Genomic DNA, 20,299 nt, shown 5'->3' with positions numbered 1-20,299 from the left:
GGGCTAGTAAGCGGCCTTGGTCAGGCCGACGCGCATATCCTTCGCCACGAAGACAGATGCGCCGTCGGCCAGCACGCGCCCGTCGGCGATTCCGAGCACCAGCTTGCCGCGCCGGACCATGCGCATCGCGACCTCGTAGCGAACGCGCTTGGTGTCGGGTTTCACCGTGCCGGTGCACTCCACCTCGCCGACGCCGATGGCGCGGCCTTTGCCCGGTGAGCCCGACCAGCCGCCAATAGCGTGCCCACGGACTATACGTGGGCACGGCGCTTTGCGCCTTTGCCCACCCTGTACCCTTCTGGCGTTCGGAGGCCAGTCAGTTGGTGTAGGCTGGTCGGCCGGGCCGATCCGCCGGGAGCCGCCTTGCCCACCTGTGCCTTGAGCACCGACGTAGGACCCGCGCCCCAGAAGGAAAGTTCGGCTCCCGGGAGAGCACGGCATAAGCCGTCCGACCACCGCGCAGGGAAGGCCGAGTGATCGGCACCACCTGTATGCTGCTGTGCGGTTCTTCTGCGTGTGCATTTTGCGCAGCAGACCGCGGGTGCCTGTCGGCACCCGGCCTTCCCTGCGCCCTCTTGGCTTTAGAGGGTGGCGACGCCAGCAAAGCTCGGGTGAATTGCGCCGCGAGGCCGACGAGTCATGTCTGTCACCACACACGCGCTGTCATCGCCCGCGAAAGCGGGCGATCCAGTATTCCAGAGGCCCTCATGATTGAACCGAGAAGCCGCGGCGCACTGGATTCCCCGCCTTCGCGGGGAATGACAGCGTCATTGGAGAACCAGCTCTCGCCTCATACTCCGCAATGACGGGGAGAGAGCATGTGCGCCACTCCGCTCGCGTGCCCCGGACGCAGCGCAGCGCTTCCCCGGCGATGCGAAGCATCGTCCGGTGCGGTGCGCTGCAGAGCCGGGGCCCATGTCGCCGCATTGTGCCGTGTCGCCCGGGGGCGCGGACTGCAACGATTGCCGCGCGTGAGCCGGTGCGGCAACGATTGATTGGCAGCAGGCGATGGCGTTAAAAGCGGCTCGCTCGAGCACGTCTCTGGAAGGAGTGAGGACATGGCTGCGCTGAAACTCGCCATCGGCAACAAGAACTACTCGTCATGGTCGATGCGGCCCTGGCTCGCGCTTCGCGCCAACGACATTCCGTTCGTGGAGACGCTGATTCCGCTCTACACCGACAATCCCGCGGACAAGGAGCAGATCCTGTCCTTCAGCCGCGCCGGCAAGGTGCCGGTGCTGGTCGACGGCGACGTCACGGTGTGGGATTCGCTCGCCATCATCGAATATATCGCCGAGCGCTATCCGGAAGTGAAGCTGTGGCCCGACGAGGTCGCTGCGCGCGCGCATGCGAGGTCGGTGTGCGCCGAGATGCATTCCGGCTTCGTGGCGCTGCGCAACGAATGCGGCATGAACCTGCATCGGCCGATCCGCCCCGTGGCGCTGTCCGCGGACGCCAAGGCCAACATCGCGCGCATCGAGGAGATCTGGCGCGAATGCCGCACGCGGTACGGCGCGAAGGGTCCGTTCCTGTTCGGCCGCTTCGGCGCGGCGGACGCGATGTACGCGCCGGTCGTGCACCGCCTGCGCACCTACGCGATCGAGGTCGCGCCGGATACCAAGGCCTACATGGAGACGATGATGGCGCTGCCGGCGTTCCAGGAATGGACCCGGGACGGGCTCGCCGAGACGCTCGTCATCGCCAAGTTCGAGGACGCCTGACCCCCCGGGACTGCTCGGGGCCGCCGGCCCCGAGTCGGCCGGCGCTTTGGGTGCGACAAGCTGTCTGACCGAAGGGCCGCGCCGGTATCATCGGCCCGCCGCTTCCGGTCCTATCACTCTGAAAAGACTACCAAATATACGCGTTTGCCATGCTGCCATGGCGCTGGCCAAAACCACAGGTCGCGTGCTATACAGCGCCTGGGTTTCCGGCCGGCCGTCGTAGTGGGACCATGGACGAGGCAGGCGCTGTTTGAGTGATGGAGAGGGTGTTGAAGCACAAATTCCCGATTGGAACGCGCGTATTGTTCACGGCCAGCAACGTCGCGCGCCCCGCCGCCAGCGGCGCGTATGAGATCATCCGTCTGCTGCCGACCGATGGCGACGACTGCCAGTATCGGATCAAGAGCTCGACCGAAGCCTTCGAACGCGTTGCCAAGGAAAGCCAGCTCGCGCTGTCCTGAATCCAGCCCGCGCTCCCGAAGGCTGACGCGCCCCGCATTGCTGCCATCAGGGAATAGTGTCCTGCCGCCGTCAAAAGGCCCGCTTCACCTTCAAAAAGTGAGCCGGAGCAGTTGCCGACTCGCGGTGCTCGCTTGACCATTCGCTCTCTGCTCGCGTGAGGGGACGTCGCGCATGAACTGGGCATGGGCCGCTTCGCTCGACCAAATCTGGCGCTCACCGGCCTTTCCGATGTGGATGACGCTGGCCGCTGCGGGATTCTTCGGATTGATCCTGCTGATCACGCTGCTGCGCGCCGATCGATCGGTCGCGAACGGCGCCCTGACCGTGATCACGCTGCTCTCCATGGCGATCGCCGGAGCTGCCACCGTGCGCGTCTATGGCCCGGACGCGCCGACCGAGACGCGCGCGCAAGGTCAAGGTGCGGTCGTTGCCAGCCTGCCGGCGCTGTCCTGCCTTGACGACCTCGCCGGCGATGCGGTCGCCATCGGCTGCGAGAAGGCGCTGTTCGGCTCGCCGGATGCGGTGGCGGCCTCGGTCTCCTACACCGCGGCCCGGATCGACCGGCTGACGGCGCTCGGCGATGCCGCGACCGCCGAGAAGAGCCTGACGGCGGACGTGAAAGCGCTACGCAAGGCGCTGGAGCGCGATCGCTACGGTCTCGTGGCGCAGGTGCTGGTCGTGCGCGACGGCTGCACCCAGTTCGACTGTGCCGCGTTCCGCTCGCTGACCGACCAGCAGCAGGTCGCTGCCAACATGGATTCCCATCTCTACGACACGCTGGTCGCGCGCCATGCGCCGACCTGGAACGCGCCGGCGATGGCGACGGCGCCAGCGGCGCTGCCACCGACTGCGGCGCTCGCGGGGCTGCCGCCCTCGATGCCGACGGGCAAGCCGACCAATGCCGAGTTTCCGAGCGCCTCGTCGACCCCGCCGGTCAGCATCATGAATCCGGAGCCCGCGGCGACGACGCGGCAGGCGGCCCCGGCCGCGAACGCTGCGGCCGCGCCGGCAGCTTCCCGCGCGCCGGCAGCTGCCTCGGCGCAGGCTTCCGCGCCCGCGGCGCCGGCTGCAAAAAGACCGCCGCCGCCGAAGGCTGCGCGTGCCCCCGCAGCACCGGTTCCGCTCGCACCCCCGCCGGCGACGGCGGCGGCTCCCGCGGCTGCGGATAACGAATAGTTCGGCATTCCCAATGCGGTGCTGCCCGGCTAATGCTGGGCCATGCCGTTACATCTGATCAAGCTCGCCGTCGGCTGCGACTCCGTCAAGGAATTGAAGGAGTGGATCGCCGAACGGATGCAGACCGCCAAGAAGAAGGGTCTGCCGCAACGTCACGTCCACATCACCCGCATGGTCCCCAAGCGCGACGCCGAGATCCTCGCCGGCGGGTCGCTGTACTGGGTGATCAAGGGCGAGATCGCCGCGCGGGAAAAGATCATCGGCATCGAGCCGTTCCGCGACAAGGACGGCATCGGGCGCTGCCGCATCGTGATGCAGCCGAAGGTGATCTCGGTGTCGCCGCGGCCGATGCGCCCGTTCCAGGGCTGGCGCTATTTCACGGAGGATGCCGTGCCGCCCGATCTCGGCAGGTCCGCCGCCGGCTCGATCGCGGCGATGCCGGAGCCGATGCGGCGCGAATTGCGTGATCTGGGGCTGCTCTAAACGGCTATATTGTCGATCAGCCGGGTGCTGCCGAGCTTGGCCGCGACCAGGATCCGCAACGGGCCGTCCTTGCGCGAGGCCACCTCCGCCAGCGTCTCGGCATGGCGGACCTCGTAATAGTCCAGCGCAAAGCCCGCCGCCTCGATCATCTCGGCGCCGCCGGCCATCGCAGGGGCGATGGCATCGCCGGCCTTGATCCGCCGCGCGCTCTCCTTCATGGCCCGGTAGAGGATGGGGGCGGTCTGCCGCTCCTCGGGCGACAGGTAGACGTTGCGCGAGGACATCGCGAGCCCGTCGCGCTCGCGCACGGTGCGCGAACCGATCACCTTGACGCCGAGGTCGAGGTCGCGCGCCATCTGCGTCACCACCCGCAGCTGCTGAAAGTCCTTTTCGCCGAAGATCGCGAAGTCCGGCCGGACTTGCGTGAACAGCTTGCCGACCACGGTGGCGACGCCGCCGAAGAAATGCGGGCGGAAGCGATCCTCGAGCCCGGCGAGGGCCGGCCCCTCCGGCACGATGCGGGTGGCGAAACCCTCCGGATACATCGCCTTGACGTCCGGATGCCAGACGATGTCGACGTCCTCGGCCGCGAGCTTGGCGATGTCGGCTTTCCAGGTGCGCGGATAGGCACCGAAATCCTCGGTAGGCGCGAACTGGGTCGGGTTGACGAAGATCGAGACCACGACGCGGCTGGCGCGCCGCTTGGCGAGGCGGACGAGGGACACATGCCCGTCATGGAGCGCCCCCATGGTCGGGACCAGCGCGATCGTGGCCTTTCGCTTGCGAAGATTGTCGGCGGCGCGGCGCAAGGTCGGGACCGTGCGGGCGATCAAGGGGCTTGATGACATCAGGACTCGGCAGGGTTGGGAATCGGCGCGGCGCGATCTGCGCCCGGTGCGGCTAACCTTAACAAGCGGCGATCATGGACGCCATGCACCCGGATGCGGCACAGCATCCCGCGCAAGGCCGCGCATGACATCGCGACATTGTGGGCTGGATCACAGACGAAGATTGGCGCCGCCATTCGTGATGAAGAACGGCGCAATACGATTTGCAAGACCTGTCACGCATTTCACTTGACCGCAGACGCGGCCAACTCGAAGATATTCATCAGGAGTGTTGAGGATCGCCATGCTTGTGCAGGCTAGCCAAGGCCAATCCGGCTCGGCGCATGTGGTCGTGCTCGGCAACGAGAAGGGCGGCTCCGGCAAGTCGACCACCGCCCTGCACATCGCCGTTGCGCTCCTGAAAGCCGGCCAGCGCGTCGCCACCATCGATCTCGACTGCCGTCAGCAGAGCTTCACCCACTACATCAACAACCGCGCCGCCTGGGCCCGCCGCACCAAGCTCGACCTCGAACTGCCGGTGCATCGCTGCATCAAGCTCGGCGAGACCATGCAGATCGCCGACAACGAGAATTCCGAGTTCCAGCAGTTCATGGAGGCGGTCTCGGCGGTCGAGAGCAGTTTCGACTTCATCGTCATCGATACGCCGGGCACCGACAGCTACCTGATGCGGCTTGCGCATTCGATGGCCGACACGCTGGTCACGCCGATCAACGACAGCTTCCTCGATTTCGACGTGCTCGGCACCGTCGATCCCGCCAGCTACGCGGTGACCGGCGAGAGCCACTATGCCGAGATGGTGCGCGACGTCCGGCGCAAGCGCCGCCAGCTCGACGGCTCGACCACCGACTGGATCGTCGTGCGCAACCGCCTGTCGATGCTCGGCTCCCGCAACAAGCAGCTGGTCGCCGAGGGGCTGAAGGACCTGTCGCTGCGGCTCGGCTTCCGCTACGTCGACGGCTTCGCCGAGCGCGTCGTCTATCGCGAATTCTTCCCGCGCGGCCTGACCGCCCTCGACGAGATCGACGAGGCCACGCTCGGCATGCGGCCCAATCTCGGCCATCTCACCGCTCGGGAAGAGGTGACGAGCCTGCTGCGTCAGCTCAAGCTGCCGCTCGACGAGCGCGGCCGCCGCCGCGCCGCCAACCGGGCCGAATGGTTCAACCAGATCGACAAGCCGCTTGAGGTCCACGACATCCTCGGCGCCTGAGGCGGTATATCGCTACTTTCGACTGATCTGACCGCCGGGTTCCTCCTGGAACTGTCACGGCGTTCGGCCGTTTTTATTTGACGTTTACCGTGAAATTGAACCCGACCAATACCGGCTGCGTCGGATGGTGAGCTGCGTCCGATGTGGTCGCTGGATACAGGTGCTCAGAAAACATGTGCGCCGCACAACGAAAGGGCTGCCGGTTCACAATATTTGGCCTTCCTGTCACGCGCCTGTGACATATATTAGCGATAGGCGACGAGGGGACGGAGAGCCCCGGACAACACGATTTTCAACAGGGATTCAGGCCACAAGCGCCTGAGGCTGAGGACGAAAATGAAGCGTGGAATTGCCGTTCTGGTGTCGGTCAGTGCCCTCTGCGGCATCGCCTATTTCACGGCGAGCAAGTGGGCGATCAAGCACGAGACCATCACCTTCTACGACGCCTCGCGCGACAACCGCCCGGTGCCCGTCCAGATCGCGGTGCGCCGCGACAAGGAAATGCAGGCCAATGCCGGCATGATCACGCTGCCGGTCGCGGTGATCAACCACGGCAATACGGTCAAGAACACCGAGTATGGCTTCCTCGCCAACATCTTCGCTGCGCGCGGCTACATGGTCGTCAGCCCGCAGCATGATTTGCCGACCGATCCTCCGATGGTCACCAAGCCCGGTGAACTCTATGTCGGCCGGCTGCCGCAGATCCTGCGCGGCGTTGCCAACATCCATCACGCCATGCAGGAGTTGAAGAAGGTTCAGCCCAATGCCGACTATGCCAAGGTGACGATGGTCGGTCACTCCATGGGCGGCGACATCACGATGTACTTCGCCAAGCACTATCCGGATGAGGTCAAGAAGGTCGTCACGCTCGACAATCTGCGCGTGCCCTTCGTCACCGCCGGCAAGTTCAAGATCCTCTCGTTCCGCTCACAGGATCCGCAGTTCAAGGCCGATGCGGGCGTGATCCCGACCGACGAGGAGTGCGAGAAGGCAGGCATTCAGGTCGTGAAGACCGAATTCCAGCATAACGACATGCGCGACACTGGTCCGGATGTCGCCAAGAGCTCGATCCAGAGCATGCTCGACAAATTCCTGAGTGCGACCGATAGCGAGATTGCGCCGGTCGATACGCAATCCTCGCCGCCCAATGTGCTCGAGCCTGGTCCGGTCGCGCTGATGGCGCCTGCCAAGAGCTGATGCGCTAGCGCTCATCGTCCGCCGCATTCGCAAGGCCCCCGCCGGCTCCGTCCGCGGGGGCTTTGCACATTGACCGGGCCGCCCCCGCTGACCACATTAATTGTCCACGCAAGGGTCAAGGGATGTCGGGCGAACCCATCAAGCCGCGCGGCGGCGATGCCGTCTCGGCAGACGCCGGCGGCGCGCTGCCGCGAGCCGGAACGTCGACCGCGGATGATATCGCCGCTTTCATCGCCAAGGCGCGGGCGCTGTCACCTCATGCGCCGGGCGCGAAGGGGCGGCTGATCTTCGCGTTGGATGCGACGATGAGCCGGCAGCCTACCTGGGACATGGCCTGCGCGCTCCAGGCCGACATGTTTCGCGAGACTGCCGCGCTCGGCAGTCTCGATATCCGGCTGATCTATTATCGCGGCCTGAACGAGTGCCGCGCCACGGGCTGGATCTCCGACAGCGCCAGGCTTGCGGCGTTGATGAGCAGGATCGATTGCCGCGGCGGCGATACCCAGATCGGCAAGGTGCTGACGGAGGTGCGACGCGAAGCGATCGCGTCGGGCGTGCGGGCCGTCGTCTTCGTCGGCGATGCCATGGAGGAGAACGTCGACGAGCTCTGCGCCAAGGCCGGCGAGCTCGGCATGCTCAAGGTGCCCGTGTTCGTGTTTCAGGAAGGTCATGACGCGGTCGCCGAACAGGCCTTTCGCGAGATCGCGCGCCTGACCGGCGGTGCCTGGTGCCGGTTCGATCCGGGCGCGGCGGCGCAGTTGCGCGAGCTGCTGCGGGCAGCCGCGGCCTATGCCGCCGGCGGCCGCGAGGCCTTGTTGCGATTGGCGGCGTCCGCAAGCGGCGCGGCCAGGCTGATCAGTCAGATGAAATAGGCGTTCAGCTGTCCGGCTCGTGGTGGCGTGCGCCATGCATTTTGCCGCGAGGGCGACTATATTCCGGCCATGACTCTGCTCGCCGGCGCTGTCGCCGTTATCACGCTCTACCTGCTGCTCCAGATGTTCCGCGCCGCCAACCCGGCGGTGCTGGCGCGCGCCGTCAGATTTGGCGGCGGCGTGCTGGCGCTGGCGGTCGCTGCGTTCACGGGCCTGCGCGGCGAGCTGGCGGTGGCGATTCCGCTGGGGATTTTCGGCGCCGGGCTATTGGGCTGGACCCCGCTGGCAAACACCGGCTTCGGCAATATCGGCGGGCTGTTCGGCGGCGGCGGTGCCACGCCCTCATCAGGGCAGACCTCGCGCGTGCGCTCGCAATTTCTGGATATGCGGCTCGATCACGATTCCGGCCAGCTCGGCGGACAGATCGTGGCCGGGCCTCACGCCGGGCGCGATCTCGGCGAGTTCGATCTTGCGAGCCTGCTGGCGATGGTCCCGACCTTCGACGCCGAGAGCGTGGCCTTACTTGAAAGCTATCTGGACCGCCGGTTTCCCGCTTGGCGTCAGAACGCGCAGGGCGATGCGGCAGGGGGGCAGCGCCGCACGGCGGCGAGCGGCAAAATGACGGCGGAGGAGGCCTATCAGATCCTTGGCCTGCAGCCGGGCGCGGGGCGTGACGACATCACCCGGGCGCACAAGTCCCTGATGAAGAAACTCCATCCCGACCAGGGGGGCTCGAACTATCTCGCTGCCCGGGTAAACGAGGCCAAGGATACTCTGCTTCGTACGCATAACGGCTAACTCCGGCACCACGCCACAAACGCCCGTACCGTGTGAGCTCCGCTTGCTCCGTTTGCCGTCGCCCCGATGCCCGCCATTCCGGCGTGGTCGATCCCTTGAGCAAAGTTTTAACCGTAAATTCTTGACGAGAGGTTGTCGCGGAACGGCCTCGTCGCGATCGCGCCACCGTCTCCGCATCACGAACGCGTCCCCAAAACGAAAATGCCCGCGCAAGGCGCGGGCATTTCGTCTGGAACGGGAAGCGAGATCAGTTGCGGACGGTGATGCAGGAAATCTCGGCGCGCTTCAGGGTGCGGCAGACCGCCTCGGCCTGGTCGCGCTCGAGCCCAGCAAAACGGGCGCGGTAGAGCTTGCGATTGTCCTTGGCGACGACGGGCTCGGTGAACGGATCGGCCTTGCTGAGCAGGCCGCGAGCCGAGCTGCGCGCGGCGTCGATACGCTGCTGGGCTTCGTTCTCGCTCTCGAGCGCGCCGACCTGGACGATCCAGCCGCTGTGGGTGACGGCAGGCTTGGTGGTGGCGCTCATCTGGACCGGCATCGGTTCGGCCGAGGCGAGCTTCGGAGCGGCAGGGGCAGGGGTATGGGCGTGCGCGGCGGCCGTTGCAGCCGGCAGCACGCCGAGGATCCCGTTGCCGGTGCCGAAGCCGGCCGGCTGCCGCGGCAGCTCGGTGCGGGCGATCTCGGCCTTCGGCGCCTCCGGTTGGCTGGCGAGCTCGGGCTTGTTGATGAGGTCGGCCCGGGCGACGACGGCGCCGGAGGTTTCCGCGACGTCGGAGCGGGACGGAATGGCATTGGTGACGGGCGGGCCAACCTGGACCGGGGCTGGGGCGGCGGAGGCGACCTTCACCGGGCCGGCCTTGACCTGAACCGTCTTGACCCGGACCGGCTTCATCGGCTCGGACGAGCCGGGAATGATGGAGAGCGGCTGGCTCGAGATCACGCCATTGGTGAGCGGCGCGGGCTCGACCCTGGATTCCGTCGGCCGAACCTCAGGCTTGCTGGTTTCCGGCCTGGTCGGAGCCGGCGGCACCGCGGCCGTCGCGGCGGCCAGCGTCGCGAGGCGGGCAGCGAGACGAGACGGCGCAGGCTCGGGAGCAGGGGCCGCTGCCTGGACCGGCAGTGCGGGACGCGCCGGCTGCATATCCGAAGCGGCGGCAACAGCGGTCGCGGTGTCGGCACCGTTGCGCTCGGTGACCGCGGCAACGGTGTGGACCGTCGCACCCTTCTCGAGATTCTCCGCGAGCAGGTTGCGCATGATGGCATCGCGCGAGCCGCCGCTGCGGCCGCCCAGCACGACGCCGATCAGATGGCGGTTGCCGCGGCGCATCGAGCTGACGAGGTTGAAGCCGGAGGCGCGGGTGTAGCCGGTCTTGATGCCGTCCACGCCCTCGACGCTGCCGAGCAGGTGATTGTGATTGCGGATCGACTGTCCACGCCAGTTGAACGTGGAGGTCGCGAAATAGCGATAATAGCGCGGGAAGCGCTCCTGGATGGCACGGCCGAGCGTGGCTTGATCGCGCGCGGTCGTGACCTGCTCGTCGTTGGGAAGGCCGTTGGCGTTGCGGTACACCGTCTTGGACATGCCGAGCGCGCGCGCCTTGCGCGTCATCATCTGGGCGAAGTCGTCCTCGTCGCCGGCGATCGCTTCCGCGATCACCACCGCGGCGTCGTTGGCGGAGCGGGTGACGAGACCCTTGATCGCGTCCTCGACACGAATGGTCTGGCCGGCACGCAGGTTCAGCTTGGTCGGATCCTGGTCGGCCGCGTGCTTGGACACCGGCATCTCGGTGTCGAGCTTCATCTTGCCGGACTCGAGGCGCTCGAACAGAAGATAGAGCGTCATGATCTTGGTCAGCGAGGCGGGATGGCGGATTGCGTCGGGGCTGGTTGCCTGCAGCACCGCACCGGAATTGCCGTCGACGATGATGGAGGCGAATTTGGAGCTGGAGCTCTCGGATACATCGCGCTGCACCCGATGGTGCACGTAGTGCCGGCGATGGCGCCGTGCCTCGGCGGCATCGATGGTGAAGATGACCGCGCTGGTGATGGTGAGAAGCCCAAAAACGCCAACCCGCGCCAAGCGCGAGGCAGACAAGTTTTTACGAAGCATGGAACCCCGTCCCCGTTTCTGACTAGATCACCGGCTCGTGAGGCGAAATTGTGCCCAACGGACCCGGGATCACTACCTGCTCAGGCTGTCCCTCCGCTGGTGTTCGCCGCGGGGGACGTTGGACCTGAGCCGCTATTCTGGCTAAGGTGATGTTCTCAAACGGCTTTCGACCGTCTTCGGAAGCTGACCACGTCCGGGAATCAGGGTAGGGGGCCGCGGTTTCCAAAAGCTTAAGGAAACCTTGCGGGAAACCCCGGGAATTTGCGCGAATGACGCCAAATTTTGTGCGACGCACAAATATTCTTGACTTATTTGTGCGTTGCACTAATTATGAGCAGAGTCAGGGAGCCGAGGCTTCCGACGAAAGCCAGGGAAAAGGATTCCGGAATGTTCAAGGTTGAAGACTTTCAGAGCTACGGGAAAGAGCAATTCGAGCAGTGCGTTGCTTCCGCGACCTCGGTGCAGCACGGCCTCCAGGCGATCGCCAGTGCCTATGGCGACTACACCAAGAAGTCGTTCGAAGACACCAAGTCCTTCGTCGAGAAGCTTTCCGGCGTGAAGTCGCTGGACAAGGCCATGGAAGCGCAGACCGATTTCGCCCGTTCCGCCTACGAGACCTTCGTTGCGGAATCGCAGAAGATCGCCGGCCTCTACAGCGACCTCGCCAAGCAGGCGTTCAAGCCGGTCGAGACCATCGTGTCGAAGTTCACCCCGGCCGCCCAGTAACGCTTCAGGACATCTTGGAATCGAAAGCCCGGCTGATCCAGCCGGGCTTTTTGTTTGTGCGCGGCCAATCGGTCAGCGCGCCACGCGCAGCTTGGACAGCGAGGTGCCGATGTCCTTGAACACCGATGCGGTCTGGCTGGCCGACGTGACCAGGTAGAACTTGTCGGTCCCGCTGGCGCAATATTGCAGCACGCTCGAGGTCGGATCGCTGCCGGTGTTCACCTGCACCGTGTAGATCGTGATGTTGGAAGGCTGGGCCTTGGCGTTGTCGCACAGCTTCTTCTGCCGCGCGTCGATCTGCGCCGCGTTGTTATACCAGCGGTTCTGCGTATTGAGGCCGTCGGACAGCAGCACGATGGCGTCCTTGTAGGTGTAGTTGGTATCCTTGGCCGGGGCGTTCATGGGATCGCCGGTCGACAGCGTCATCCACCCCCAGGCGAGGCCGATGCCCTGGTTGGTGTTGCCCGTGGGCTTCATGGCGTCGATCCGGCCCTTGAGCGCGGTCCAGTCGTAGCTCAACGGCATGATCGGTTGCAGGTAGGACCAGCTGGCCGTGTTGCAGTAGGAGTACTGTTCGGCCGGGAACTGCGTGCCCACATTGCCGCTCGTCGGCGTGGTGTTCTTGGTGTCGTAGTCCTGATCGCGATCGGCCACGCAACCGGTCCAGGTATCGCGGTTCGCCGGCGTCCATTTCCATTTGTTGCAATTGTTGGAATTGCCCGACGCGCAGCTCCAGCTGCCGTTGGCGGCATCCCAATCGGTGAAATCAATCCAGCTCTTGTTGTAGTTGCTGGCGCCGACGTTGACGTCCTTGGCGAACGGAACGATCGAGATGTAGACGTCGCCCGGATTCTTGGCGAGCGCGCTGAGTTGATCGACCAGATTCTTCGCCGCCGTCTGCATCGCCCCCATCTTGCCGTCGCTGGCCATCGAGCCGGTATTGTCGAGCACCAGGGCCACGCGCATGCGGACGTTGCCCCAGGCGCTGGTGGACGTGGTGCCGACGTCGAGCGTCGGAAAGCCGGCGATCTTCATGAAGGTGGTCGTATAGGTGCCAGCTCCGGTGAGCTGGATCGTCGAGCCCATGCTGGTGCTGGGCGTATAGGTGGCCGCGACGCTGACCGAGGGCAGGGCGGACGTAGCCGTAAACAGAGCGTTGAAATAGGCCTGCGCCTTCGTGCCAAGCTGCGACGTGGTGATCGTGCCGTTCGACAGGTCCTTGGAGAGCATCAGAGCCGCGGAGTCGAGGGCCGCCTGCATGGACGTGCGGGCCTGGACGGCGCGGCTGTAGTCTATGGCAGCCCCGATGAAGCTCAGCACCGGGACCAGGGCAATTGCGAAGATCATGGCGATATTGCCTTGCTCGGCCGCCGCGAAGCGGGCGAACTGTCGACCAATCAGGCGGACGAGCGGCGAGCGAAACATGACGAGCCCCGAAATCGGTGGTTTTGCCCGATTTCGCGCCACGCCACTGAATGCCTGGTAAATCCCACCGTAGAGGACCGGGGTATCCCGGGGGAAACGTCGCAATCGTGTTAAATGGCTTGGTTCCTGGTCAACAGATTCTAAGCGGTATGGGCATAAATTTTTGTCAAATCGGTCCGGATTGATTAACCTTGGCTCGGATCGCCCGGACCGGGAATCGGGACTTGCGCGGCCATCGGTCGGACCTTTGCACGCTTGCGACGAGCCGGGGGCAGGCCCATATTGCTGGCGAACGATCCGGCTTGAACCGGATCTGTCGGGAGCGGCGATCCAACAAGGCGGCGCGCCTGCGCCAGGCTCCGAAGGGCGGGGTCGCGCGGTGACCGCCATTCGCTTCCGTGGGGAATTTGAACGCCTGAGCCATGCCGCAATTGACTTCCAGACTCGACCTGTCCGCGCCAGCCGCTGCCTCCGCTCCTCGCATGAGCAATGACGAGAACCGTTCAGGCAGCCCGTCGGGGCCGAACACGTCGGTCATCACCAAGGTCAAGCCCAAGACCAAGCGGCCGAACCTCTACCGCGTGCTGATCCTGAACGACGACTACACGCCGATGGAATTCGTCGTCCACGTGCTGGAGAAGTTCTTCAACAAGGACATCGAGGCCGCGACCAAGATCATGCTTCACGTTCACCATCACGGCATCGGAGAGTGCGGCGTGTTCACCTACGAGATCGCCGAGACCAAGGTGACGCAGGTGATGGATTTCGCCCGCAAGCACCAGCATCCTCTGCAATGCGTGATGGAAAAGAAGTAGACGGTGCGTTTGATGCCGGCCCTCGTGTCGGTCGCCGTATGAGCGTCGCGCGACGCCGGTGCGCACCAACGTGTGTCGCGGTCGGCAAAACTACGGAATTCCGCGCCGTCCCCGCTCCCGCCCGATCGGAACGGGTTTTGCATCGAAAAATGCCTCAAGTGTGAGTCGCCCGAGTCGCGGAACCGGTCTTTCGCCGCGATCTTGTATAACTATATGTGACAAAGGTTGTTGTTGCCTGACCGGGCGATCACGACCATGATGGTGGGGGCCATAGAGGACGCGAATGCCGACTTTTTCCCAAAGCCTTGAACAATCCCTGCATCGTGCGCTGGCGATCGCAAACGAGCGTCATCACCAATACGCGACGCTCGAGCATCTCTTGCTCTCCCTGATCGACGATTCCGATGCAGCCGCCGTCATGCGCGCCTGTAGCGTCGATCTCGACAAGCTCCGTACGAGTCTCGTCAATTATCTTGAGACCGAATTCGAGAATCTGGTGACCGATGGCGCCGACGACGCCAAGCCGACCGCCGGTTTCCAGCGCGTGATTCAGCGCGCGGTCATCCACGTGCAGTCCTCCGGTCGCGAAGAGGTGACCGGCGCCAACGTGCTGATCGCGATCTTTGCCGAGCGCGAGAGCCATGCCGCGTATTTCCTGCAGGAGCAGGACATGACGCGCTATGACGCCGTCAACTACATCAGTCACGGCATCGCCAAGCGTCCGGGCGTCTCCGAAGCGCGCCCGGTTCGCGGCGTCGACGAGGAGACCGAGGCCAAGGGCAACGAGGACGCCAAGAAGAAGGGCGAAGCGCTCGAGACCTATTGCGTCAACCTCAATAAGAAGGCGCGCGACGGCAAGATCGATCCGGTGATCGGACGCAATTCCGAGATCAACCGCGCGATCCAGGTGCTGTGCCGCCGGCAGAAGAACAACCCGCTGTTCGTCGGCGAAGCCGGCGTCGGCAAGACCGCGATCGCCGAAGGCCTCGCCAAGCGCATCGTCGACAGCGAAGTGCCGGAGGTGCTGGCGGCGGCGACGGTGTTCTCGCTCGACATGGGCACGCTGCTCGCGGGCACGCGCTATCGCGGCGACTTCGAAGAGCGCCTGAAGCAGGTGCTGAAGGAGCTCGAGGCGCATCCCAACGCCATCCTGTTCATCGACGAAATCCACACCGTGATCGGTGCGGGTGCGACGTCGGGCGGGGCGATGGATGCCTCGAACCTGCTCAAGCCCGCGCTCGCCTCGGGCACGATCCGCTGCATGGGCTCGACCACCTACAAGGAATATCGCCAGCACTTCGAGAAGGACCGCGCGCTGGTGCGGCGCTTCCAGAAGATCGACATCAACGAGCCGACGGTCGAGGACGCGATCGCGATCCTCAAGGGTCTCAAGCCGTACTTCGAGGACTATCACCGGCTGAAGTACACCAATGAGGCGATCGAAGCTGCCGTTCAGCTCTCCTCGCGCTACATCCACGACCGCAAGCTGCCCGACAAGGCGATCGACGTGATCGATGAGTCCGGTGCGGCGCAGATGCTGGTGGCCGAGAACAAGCGCAAGAAGACCATCGGCATCAAGGAGATCGAGACGACGATCGCCTCGATGGCGCGGATCCCGCCGAAGAGCGTGTCGAAGGACGATGCCGAGGTGCTCAAGCATCTCGAGACGACGCTGAAGCGCACCGTGTTCGGCCAGGACAAGGCGATCGAGTCGCTCGCCGCTTCGATCAAGCTGGCGCGCGCCGGTCTGCGCGAGCCGGAGAAGCCGATCGGCTGCTACCTGTTCTCTGGTCCCACCGGCGTCGGCAAGACTGAGGTCGCCAAGCAACTCGCGGCGAGCCTCGGCGTCGAGCTGCTGCGCTTCGACATGTCCGAATACATGGAGCGGCACACCGTGTCGCGCCTGATCGGCGCGCCTCCCGGCTATGTCGGCTTCGACCAGGGCGGCCTCTTGACCGACGGCGTCGACCAGCATCCGCATTGCGTGGTGCTGCTCGACGAGATCGAGAAGGCGCATCCCGATCTCTACAACGTGCTGCTCCAGATCATGGACCACGGCCGGCTCACCGACCACAACGGCAAGCAGGTCAACTTCCGCAACGTGATCCTGATCATGACCACGAATGCGGGTGCGTCCGATCTCGCAAAGCAGGCGTTCGGCTTCACGCGCTCGAAGCGGGAAGGCGACGACCACGAGGCGATCAACCGGCAGTTCGCGCCGGAATTCCGCAACCGTCTCGATGCCATCGTCTCGTTCGGCCATCTCAGCGTCGAGGTGATCGGCACCGTGGTCGAAAAGTTCGTGCTTCAGCTCGAAGCGCAGCTCGGCGACCGCGACGTCACCATCGAGCTGTCCGAGCCCGCCAAGGCCTGGCTGGTTCAGCATGGTTACGACGAGCAGATGGGCGCGCGCCCGATGGCCCGCGTGATCCAGGAGCACATCAAGAAGCCGCTGGCCGACGAGGTGCTGTTCGGCAAGCTCAAGGGCGGCGGTCACGTCCGCGTCGTTCTGGTCAAGGACGAGGCCGACGAGACCAAGGAGAAGATCGGCTTCGAATTCGTCGAGGGTCCGGTCACGCCGAAGCAGGAAAAGCTGCCCGGCGCCCGCAAGCGCCCGCCGGGCAAGTCCAAGCCGGGTGGTCCCGGCGGCTCGAAGGGGCCGACCAAGGGTCCGCTGGTCAAGGCTTGATCTGGCCGCATCATGAATCGAAAGGCCGGCTGTGAAGCCGGCCTTTTTGTTTCTGAAGCGGTCCAGGTCCCTTACGTTCCGGTTTCGGGGGGCGCCGCTGGCGGACGCGGCTTGCGGGGGCCGGCTGGCCGTGCGCCGCGGGCAGGGGCCGACGGCTGCATCGTCACGATGACCGGGTTGGGTTTGTGATCGGTTGCGGCGCCCGTTGCGGCATCGACGCCCATGCCGACGACGCCACCGAGCAGAAGATTGCCGGCAAAGCCGGCGGCTCCACCGGTCTGGATGTCTCGGCTGAGGGGTACGATCTGCGGTTCATAGCCTTCCTTCTGGAAGGTAATCGAAATGTCGGCGTTCCGCTTGACGACCACGGAGCAGGGCGTCGTGCAGGTGGTCGGAACCTCCATTCCGCTCACGACGGCTTCCACGCCCGAAGGTGTCGATGAAATGCTGATGTTCTCGGTTGTGCCGCGCGTGACAGACGCGCAGCCGCCCAGCATGACGCTGAGCGCCACAATTCCCAATAAGCGCATGAATTGCCCCCATATTCCCCGCGTCTATCAAGCGCAACCGGAGCGTGAGGGCAATAGGTCATTGGTCCGGATAGTTAAGCCACGCAGGGGTTGTGCACGGGAATGGCAGGGACCTGAAGGTGGACGTCGTCAGTCGCCGCGCAGGCGCTGATCGTCCTGCACGCGGACATGCTCGGCGCCGCGCGCGCCGGCCGGGGACAGCCGCAGCATGCTCAGGACCGCGCCGCAGAGGGCAAAGCCGACGCCGGCGAGGAGGGCATATCGGGTGCCTTCGACCGGGTAGCGGCCGAGCAGCAGCGCCACCAGCGCTGCGCCGGTGGTCTGGCCGAGCAGGCGCGCCGTCCCGAGCATGCCGCTGGCCCCGCCGGCGCGCTCGCGCGGGGCGGCGGCGATCATGGTGCGGTTGTTGGGGGTCTGGAACAGGCCGAAGCCGGCGCCCGCCAGTGCCATGCGCCAGATCACGTCGAACGGCGTCGGGTCCGCCGGCAACAAGGCCAGCGCGGCAAGGCCGCAGGCGAACAGCGTGAGCCCGATGCCGCCGAGCAGGCCGGCCGGATAACGCTCGACCAGGCGGCCGGCGAGCGGCGCTGCGAACGCCACCGCGATCGGCCATGGCGTGATCAGGAGTCCCATATGCACCGCCGAATAGCCGAAGCGGCTCTGGAGGTAGAAGGGGATCGCGACGAAGGCGAGCATCTGTCCGCAGAACGAGGCGATCGAGGTCGCGATCGACAGTGCGAACACCGGGATGCGCAGCAGATCGACCGGCAGCAGCGGCGAGGTCATGTGGGTTTCGCGCCAGATCAAGAGCGCCCCGGCGACGATGGCGATGGCGAACTGGATCAGGCAGACGATCGCCGGCTCGCCATGACCGACGCTATCGATCGCTGCGATGCCGACGCCGAACGTGATCGCGGAAAGGCCCGCGCTCTGCCAGTCGAAGGAACGGCCGGCGGGCCTGGTATGCGGCAGGCTGCGCAAGCCGATCAGCAGCGTCACCGCGCCGAGCGGCACGTTGATGGCGAACAGCCAGGGCCAGCTTCCGACCGCGAGGATGCCCGCGGCGAGCGTCGGACCGGCCGCGGCCGAGAAAGCGACCACGAGCGCGTTGAGCCCGATGCCGCGGCCGAGCAGATGGCGCGGATAGGTGAAGCGCACCAACGCTGCGTTGACGCTCATGATGCCGGCAGCGCCGAAGCCCTGGAGGATGCGCGCGGCCGTCAGCAGCGGCAGCGTGTCCGCCAGTGCGCAGAGGGCGGACGCCAGCGTGAACAGCACCAGCCCGGCCAGATAGACGCGGCGATAGCCGACGATCTCGCCGAGCGAGGCCAGCGGCAGCAGCGAGATCGTGATCGCGAGCTGGTAGCCGTTGACGATCCAGATCGAGAAGGCCGGACTCGCGTCCAAGTCGGCCGCGATCGTCGGCAGCGCGACATTGGCGATGGCGCTGTCGACCACCGCCATGACGATGCCGAGCGCGATCGTCAGCACCGCCTGGTTGCGCTGCGGCTGCGGCAGGCCGTCGACATGCTCGATCGTGGTGAACGACATCGTGACGCGCGTTGGGTTGAGATGCGGTTGCTGGTCGCAACTTGGTCCGGCCCGGGATGGTTCCGGCCAGAGCGGCAGCCGGTTCAGCGCCTATTTCGGCTTCCGCGGCTCCTGAATCGCCCTGAGATAGCTTACCACGGCCTCGGCGTCGTCGCGGTCGAATCGGGCGGTCGGCATGGCGCGGTGAATGCTGCTGTAGCCGTCCTGGAGGCGCTGCGCGAAGTCGGGATCGTAAAGCTTGTTCTCGCCCAACGTCCGGAAAGGCGGCGCCAGCTCATTTGGGCTCGCGCCGCTCCTGCCGACCGCGTGGCACTCCGCGCACATCCGCTGCAGCATGCCTTCTGCGCGCCGCTGCTCGGCGTCCAGGGCTTCACTCGCAGTGCTCCACAGAACGCCAGCGGCCAGCCACGCCGGTGCGGCGCGGCTCAGACCGAGGGCCGTGAACAGAGCCTTCATGGCAAATCGACGCATCGGGGCCTCGCGATGGCCGCAGAATGCCACGGCCGAGGCCAGCGCGCTTGACGCAGCTCAAGCGGTCCTAGACCGCCGGCGGGTTGCGGTCGATGAACGTCGTCCTCTGGTGCCAATAGGGATAGGGCAGCGTCACCTTGCTCGCCGCGTCGAGCTTTGCGACCTGCTCCTTGGTCAGCGACCAGCCGACCGCGCCGAGATTTTCGCGGAGCTGCGCCTCGTTGCGCGCGCCGATGATCAGCGTCGACACCGTGGGACGCTGCAGCAGCCAGTTCAGCGCGATCTGCGACACGCTCTTTCCCGTTTCCTTCGCAACCTCGTCGATCGCCTCGACGACGCGGTAGACGTGCTCGTCGGGCACGGGCGGGCCGAACTCGGCGGTCTTGGGCAGGCGGCTCACCTCGGGTTTCGGCTGCCCCCGGCGGATCTTGCCGGTAAGGCGCCCCCATCCGAGCGGCGACCAGACCACGGCGCCGAGGCCCTGGTCGAGGCCGAGCGGCATCAGCTCCCATTCGTAGTCGCGCCCGATCAGCGAATAATAGGTCTGGTTGGCGACGTAGCGCGGAAAACCGTGCTTGTCGGCAAGTGCGAGCGACTTCATCAGGTGCCAGCCCGAGAAATTCGAAACGCCGACGTAGCGGATCTTGCCGGCACGCACCAGCACGTCGAGCGTCGAGAGCACCTCCTCGGGCGGCGTGAAGGCGTCGAAGCCGTGGAGCTGGAACAGATCGATGTAGTCGGTGCCGAGCCGGCGCAGCGAACCGTCAATGGCGGCGAGCAGATGCTGCCGCGACGAGCCGATGTCGTTGGGACCGTCGCCGAAGCGGAAGGTGGCCTTGGTCGAGATCAGCACCTTGTCGCGGCGGCCCTTGATGGCTTCGCCGAGCACGCGCTCGGATTCGCCGAGCGAATAGACGTTGGCGGTGTCGAACATCGACACGCCGGCTTCGAGGCAGATGTCCAGGAGGCGCCGCGCCTCGGTCGCGTCCGTGCTCCCCCACGCAGCGAGGCGGCCGACGCCGCCGAAAGTGCCGGTGCCAAGGCTGAGAGCGGGCACCATGAGGCCTGAGCGGCCCAAGCGTCGGTATTCCATCGATATGCTCCTCGGCTGATTGCTGATTGATGTGTGCGGCCTGGTACCGACGTTAGCGCAAGCAGGCGCCTTGTCCTATCACGCCCTCACATACCGGACTTGCTTGGAGCTGCCGACCAGAGCCA

Annotated in this window: 18 protein-coding genes and 1 pseudogene; 11 read left to right on the top strand and 8 right to left on the bottom strand. The window is 65.5% G+C overall.

Annotated elements, in window-relative coordinates; all coding sequences use genetic code 11:
• Window positions 1-3 precede the first annotated feature (3 nt).
• Window positions 4-231, bottom strand: a pseudogene (locus DCM79_RS13110) (beta-hydroxydecanoyl-ACP dehydratase); the annotation flags it as partial.
• A gap of 827 nt (window positions 232-1,058) precedes the next feature.
• Here DCM79_RS13110 and DCM79_RS13105 point away from each other — a divergent pair.
• From DCM79_RS13105 to DCM79_RS13090, 4 genes are all read left to right on the top strand, one after another.
• A complete protein-coding gene (locus tag DCM79_RS13105; RefSeq protein WP_028135874.1) occupies window positions 1,059-1,721 on the top strand; it encodes a glutathione S-transferase family protein in 663 nt (220 codons plus the stop codon).
• Window positions 1,722-1,978: 257 nt separating this feature from the next.
• Window positions 1,979-2,182, top strand: a complete 204-nt coding sequence (locus DCM79_RS13100; RefSeq protein WP_126258634.1) for a hypothetical protein — start codon at window positions 1,979-1,981, stop codon at window positions 2,180-2,182.
• 172 nt (window positions 2,183-2,354) lie between these two features.
• Window positions 2,355-3,359, top strand: coding sequence for a hypothetical protein (locus DCM79_RS13095; protein ID WP_257180183.1), 1,005 nt, complete (start codon window positions 2,355-2,357; stop codon window positions 3,357-3,359).
• Window positions 3,360-3,401: 42 nt separating this feature from the next.
• The gene (locus DCM79_RS13090; protein WP_257180181.1) at window positions 3,402-3,842 is read left to right on the top strand and encodes a DUF1489 family protein; all 441 of its coding nucleotides are present in this window, start codon (window positions 3,402-3,404) and stop codon (window positions 3,840-3,842) included.
• On the opposite strand, the gene panC is transcribed toward DCM79_RS13090, so the two are convergent.
• Complete coding sequence (panC, locus tag DCM79_RS13085; protein WP_257180180.1) at window positions 3,839-4,690, bottom strand: pantoate--beta-alanine ligase; 852 nt, start codon at window positions 4,688-4,690, stop codon at window positions 3,839-3,841. The two genes, DCM79_RS13090 and panC, sit on opposite strands and share 4 nt — an antisense overlap.
• A 283-nt stretch (window positions 4,691-4,973) precedes the next feature.
• Between panC and DCM79_RS13080 the strand changes: the two genes are divergently transcribed.
• From DCM79_RS13080 to DCM79_RS13065, 4 genes are all read left to right on the top strand, one after another.
• Window positions 4,974-5,897 carry a division plane positioning ATPase MipZ gene (locus DCM79_RS13080; RefSeq protein WP_028135879.1) on the top strand — a complete coding sequence of 308 codons (924 nt, stop codon included), beginning with the start codon at window positions 4,974-4,976 and terminating at the stop codon, window positions 5,895-5,897.
• A gap of 336 nt (window positions 5,898-6,233) precedes the next feature.
• Window positions 6,234-7,094, top strand: a complete 861-nt coding sequence (locus DCM79_RS13075; RefSeq protein ID WP_257180179.1) for an alpha/beta hydrolase — start codon at window positions 6,234-6,236, stop codon at window positions 7,092-7,094.
• A gap of 122 nt (window positions 7,095-7,216) precedes the next feature.
• Window positions 7,217-7,966 (top strand): VWA domain-containing protein, encoded by a 750-nt coding sequence (locus tag DCM79_RS13070; protein WP_257180178.1) that lies wholly within the window; start codon window positions 7,217-7,219, stop codon window positions 7,964-7,966.
• 69 nt (window positions 7,967-8,035) lie between these two features.
• Complete coding sequence (locus DCM79_RS13065) at window positions 8,036-8,764, top strand: DnaJ domain-containing protein (protein ID WP_257180177.1); 729 nt, start codon at window positions 8,036-8,038, stop codon at window positions 8,762-8,764.
• A gap of 247 nt (window positions 8,765-9,011) precedes the next feature.
• Here DCM79_RS13065 and DCM79_RS13060 read toward each other — a convergent pair whose 3' ends face one another.
• Window positions 9,012-10,874 carry a D-alanyl-D-alanine carboxypeptidase gene (locus DCM79_RS13060; RefSeq protein ID WP_257180176.1) on the bottom strand — a complete coding sequence of 621 codons (1,863 nt, stop codon included), beginning with the start codon at window positions 10,872-10,874 and terminating at the stop codon, window positions 9,012-9,014.
• Window positions 10,875-11,261: 387 nt separating this feature from the next.
• Here DCM79_RS13060 and DCM79_RS13055 point away from each other — a divergent pair, with 387 nt between their 5' ends.
• Window positions 11,262-11,600: a phasin family protein gene (locus DCM79_RS13055; RefSeq protein ID WP_028135884.1), complete on the top strand. Its 339-nt coding sequence runs from the start codon at window positions 11,262-11,264 to the stop codon at window positions 11,598-11,600.
• 72 nt (window positions 11,601-11,672) lie between these two features.
• Here the strand turns inward: DCM79_RS13055 and DCM79_RS13050 are convergent, their stop codons facing one another.
• On the bottom strand, window positions 11,673-13,025 hold the full coding sequence (locus DCM79_RS13050) for a pilus assembly protein (RefSeq protein ID WP_257180175.1): 1,353 nt from the start codon (window positions 13,023-13,025) through the stop codon (window positions 11,673-11,675).
• 482 nt (window positions 13,026-13,507) lie between these two features.
• Between DCM79_RS13050 and clpS the strand changes: the two genes are divergently transcribed.
• Both clpS and clpA read left to right on the top strand, forming a co-directional pair.
• The gene (gene clpS, locus DCM79_RS13045; protein ID WP_164718725.1) at window positions 13,508-13,840 is read left to right on the top strand and encodes an ATP-dependent Clp protease adapter ClpS; all 333 of its coding nucleotides are present in this window, start codon (window positions 13,508-13,510) and stop codon (window positions 13,838-13,840) included.
• A 283-nt stretch (window positions 13,841-14,123) separates the two neighbouring features.
• On the top strand, window positions 14,124-16,529 hold the full coding sequence (gene clpA, locus DCM79_RS13040; protein WP_028135887.1) for an ATP-dependent Clp protease ATP-binding subunit ClpA: 2,406 nt from the start codon (window positions 14,124-14,126) through the stop codon (window positions 16,527-16,529).
• A gap of 71 nt (window positions 16,530-16,600) precedes the next feature.
• Here the strand turns inward: clpA and DCM79_RS13035 are convergent, their stop codons facing one another.
• The 4 genes from DCM79_RS13035 to DCM79_RS13020 form a co-directional block, all read right to left on the bottom strand.
• Window positions 16,601-17,059 (bottom strand): PEGA domain-containing protein, encoded by a 459-nt coding sequence (locus DCM79_RS13035; protein ID WP_257180174.1) that lies wholly within the window; start codon window positions 17,057-17,059, stop codon window positions 16,601-16,603.
• Between the two features lie 129 nt (window positions 17,060-17,188).
• Window positions 17,189-18,610 (bottom strand): MFS transporter, encoded by a 1,422-nt coding sequence (locus DCM79_RS13030; RefSeq protein ID WP_257180172.1) that lies wholly within the window; start codon window positions 18,608-18,610, stop codon window positions 17,189-17,191.
• A 90-nt stretch (window positions 18,611-18,700) separates the two neighbouring features.
• Window positions 18,701-19,081 carry a cytochrome c gene (locus DCM79_RS13025; RefSeq protein ID WP_257180171.1) on the bottom strand — a complete coding sequence of 127 codons (381 nt, stop codon included), beginning with the start codon at window positions 19,079-19,081 and terminating at the stop codon, window positions 18,701-18,703.
• Between the two features lie 67 nt (window positions 19,082-19,148).
• Entirely contained in the window at window positions 19,149-20,174 is a 1,026-nt protein-coding gene (locus DCM79_RS13020) for an aldo/keto reductase (RefSeq protein ID WP_257180170.1), read from the bottom strand.
• Window positions 20,175-20,299: the final 125 nt, after the last annotated feature.

This window comes from Bradyrhizobium sp. WBOS07 (assembly GCF_024585165.1).
Lineage (GTDB): Bacteria > Pseudomonadota > Alphaproteobacteria > Rhizobiales > Xanthobacteraceae > Bradyrhizobium > Bradyrhizobium japonicum_B.
This window is presented reverse-complemented; position numbering and strand designations above follow the sequence as displayed.

Excerpts from the sequence above, each read along its gene's own strand:
- DCM79_RS13105 (WP_028135874.1), top strand. The coding sequence starts at position 1,059 with ATGGCTGCGCTGAAACTCGCCATCGGCAACAAGAACTACTCGTCATGG.
- DCM79_RS13100 (WP_126258634.1), top strand. The coding sequence starts at position 1,979 with ATGGAGAGGGTGTTGAAGCACAAATTCCCGATTGGAACGCGCGTATTG.
- DCM79_RS13095 (WP_257180183.1), top strand. The coding sequence starts at position 2,355 with ATGAACTGGGCATGGGCCGCTTCGCTCGACCAAATCTGGCGCTCACCG.
- DCM79_RS13090 (WP_257180181.1), top strand. The coding sequence starts at position 3,402 with ATGCCGTTACATCTGATCAAGCTCGCCGTCGGCTGCGACTCCGTCAAG.
- panC (WP_257180180.1), bottom strand. The coding sequence starts at position 4,690 with ATGTCATCAAGCCCCTTGATCGCCCGCACGGTCCCGACCTTGCGCCGC.
- DCM79_RS13080 (WP_028135879.1), top strand. The coding sequence starts at position 4,974 with ATGCTTGTGCAGGCTAGCCAAGGCCAATCCGGCTCGGCGCATGTGGTC.
- DCM79_RS13075 (WP_257180179.1), top strand. The coding sequence starts at position 6,234 with ATGAAGCGTGGAATTGCCGTTCTGGTGTCGGTCAGTGCCCTCTGCGGC.
- DCM79_RS13070 (WP_257180178.1), top strand. The coding sequence starts at position 7,217 with ATGTCGGGCGAACCCATCAAGCCGCGCGGCGGCGATGCCGTCTCGGCA.
- DCM79_RS13065 (WP_257180177.1), top strand. The coding sequence starts at position 8,036 with ATGACTCTGCTCGCCGGCGCTGTCGCCGTTATCACGCTCTACCTGCTG.
- DCM79_RS13060 (WP_257180176.1), bottom strand. The coding sequence starts at position 10,874 with ATGCTTCGTAAAAACTTGTCTGCCTCGCGCTTGGCGCGGGTTGGCGTT.
- DCM79_RS13055 (WP_028135884.1), top strand. The coding sequence starts at position 11,262 with ATGTTCAAGGTTGAAGACTTTCAGAGCTACGGGAAAGAGCAATTCGAG.
- DCM79_RS13050 (WP_257180175.1), bottom strand. The coding sequence starts at position 13,025 with ATGTTTCGCTCGCCGCTCGTCCGCCTGATTGGTCGACAGTTCGCCCGC.
- clpS (WP_164718725.1), top strand. The coding sequence starts at position 13,508 with ATGAGCAATGACGAGAACCGTTCAGGCAGCCCGTCGGGGCCGAACACG.
- clpA (WP_028135887.1), top strand. The coding sequence starts at position 14,124 with ATGCCGACTTTTTCCCAAAGCCTTGAACAATCCCTGCATCGTGCGCTG.
- DCM79_RS13035 (WP_257180174.1), bottom strand. The coding sequence starts at position 17,059 with ATGCGCTTATTGGGAATTGTGGCGCTCAGCGTCATGCTGGGCGGCTGC.
- DCM79_RS13030 (WP_257180172.1), bottom strand. The coding sequence starts at position 18,610 with ATGTCGTTCACCACGATCGAGCATGTCGACGGCCTGCCGCAGCCGCAG.
- DCM79_RS13025 (WP_257180171.1), bottom strand. The coding sequence starts at position 19,081 with ATGCGTCGATTTGCCATGAAGGCTCTGTTCACGGCCCTCGGTCTGAGC.
- DCM79_RS13020 (WP_257180170.1), bottom strand. The coding sequence starts at position 20,174 with ATGGAATACCGACGCTTGGGCCGCTCAGGCCTCATGGTGCCCGCTCTC.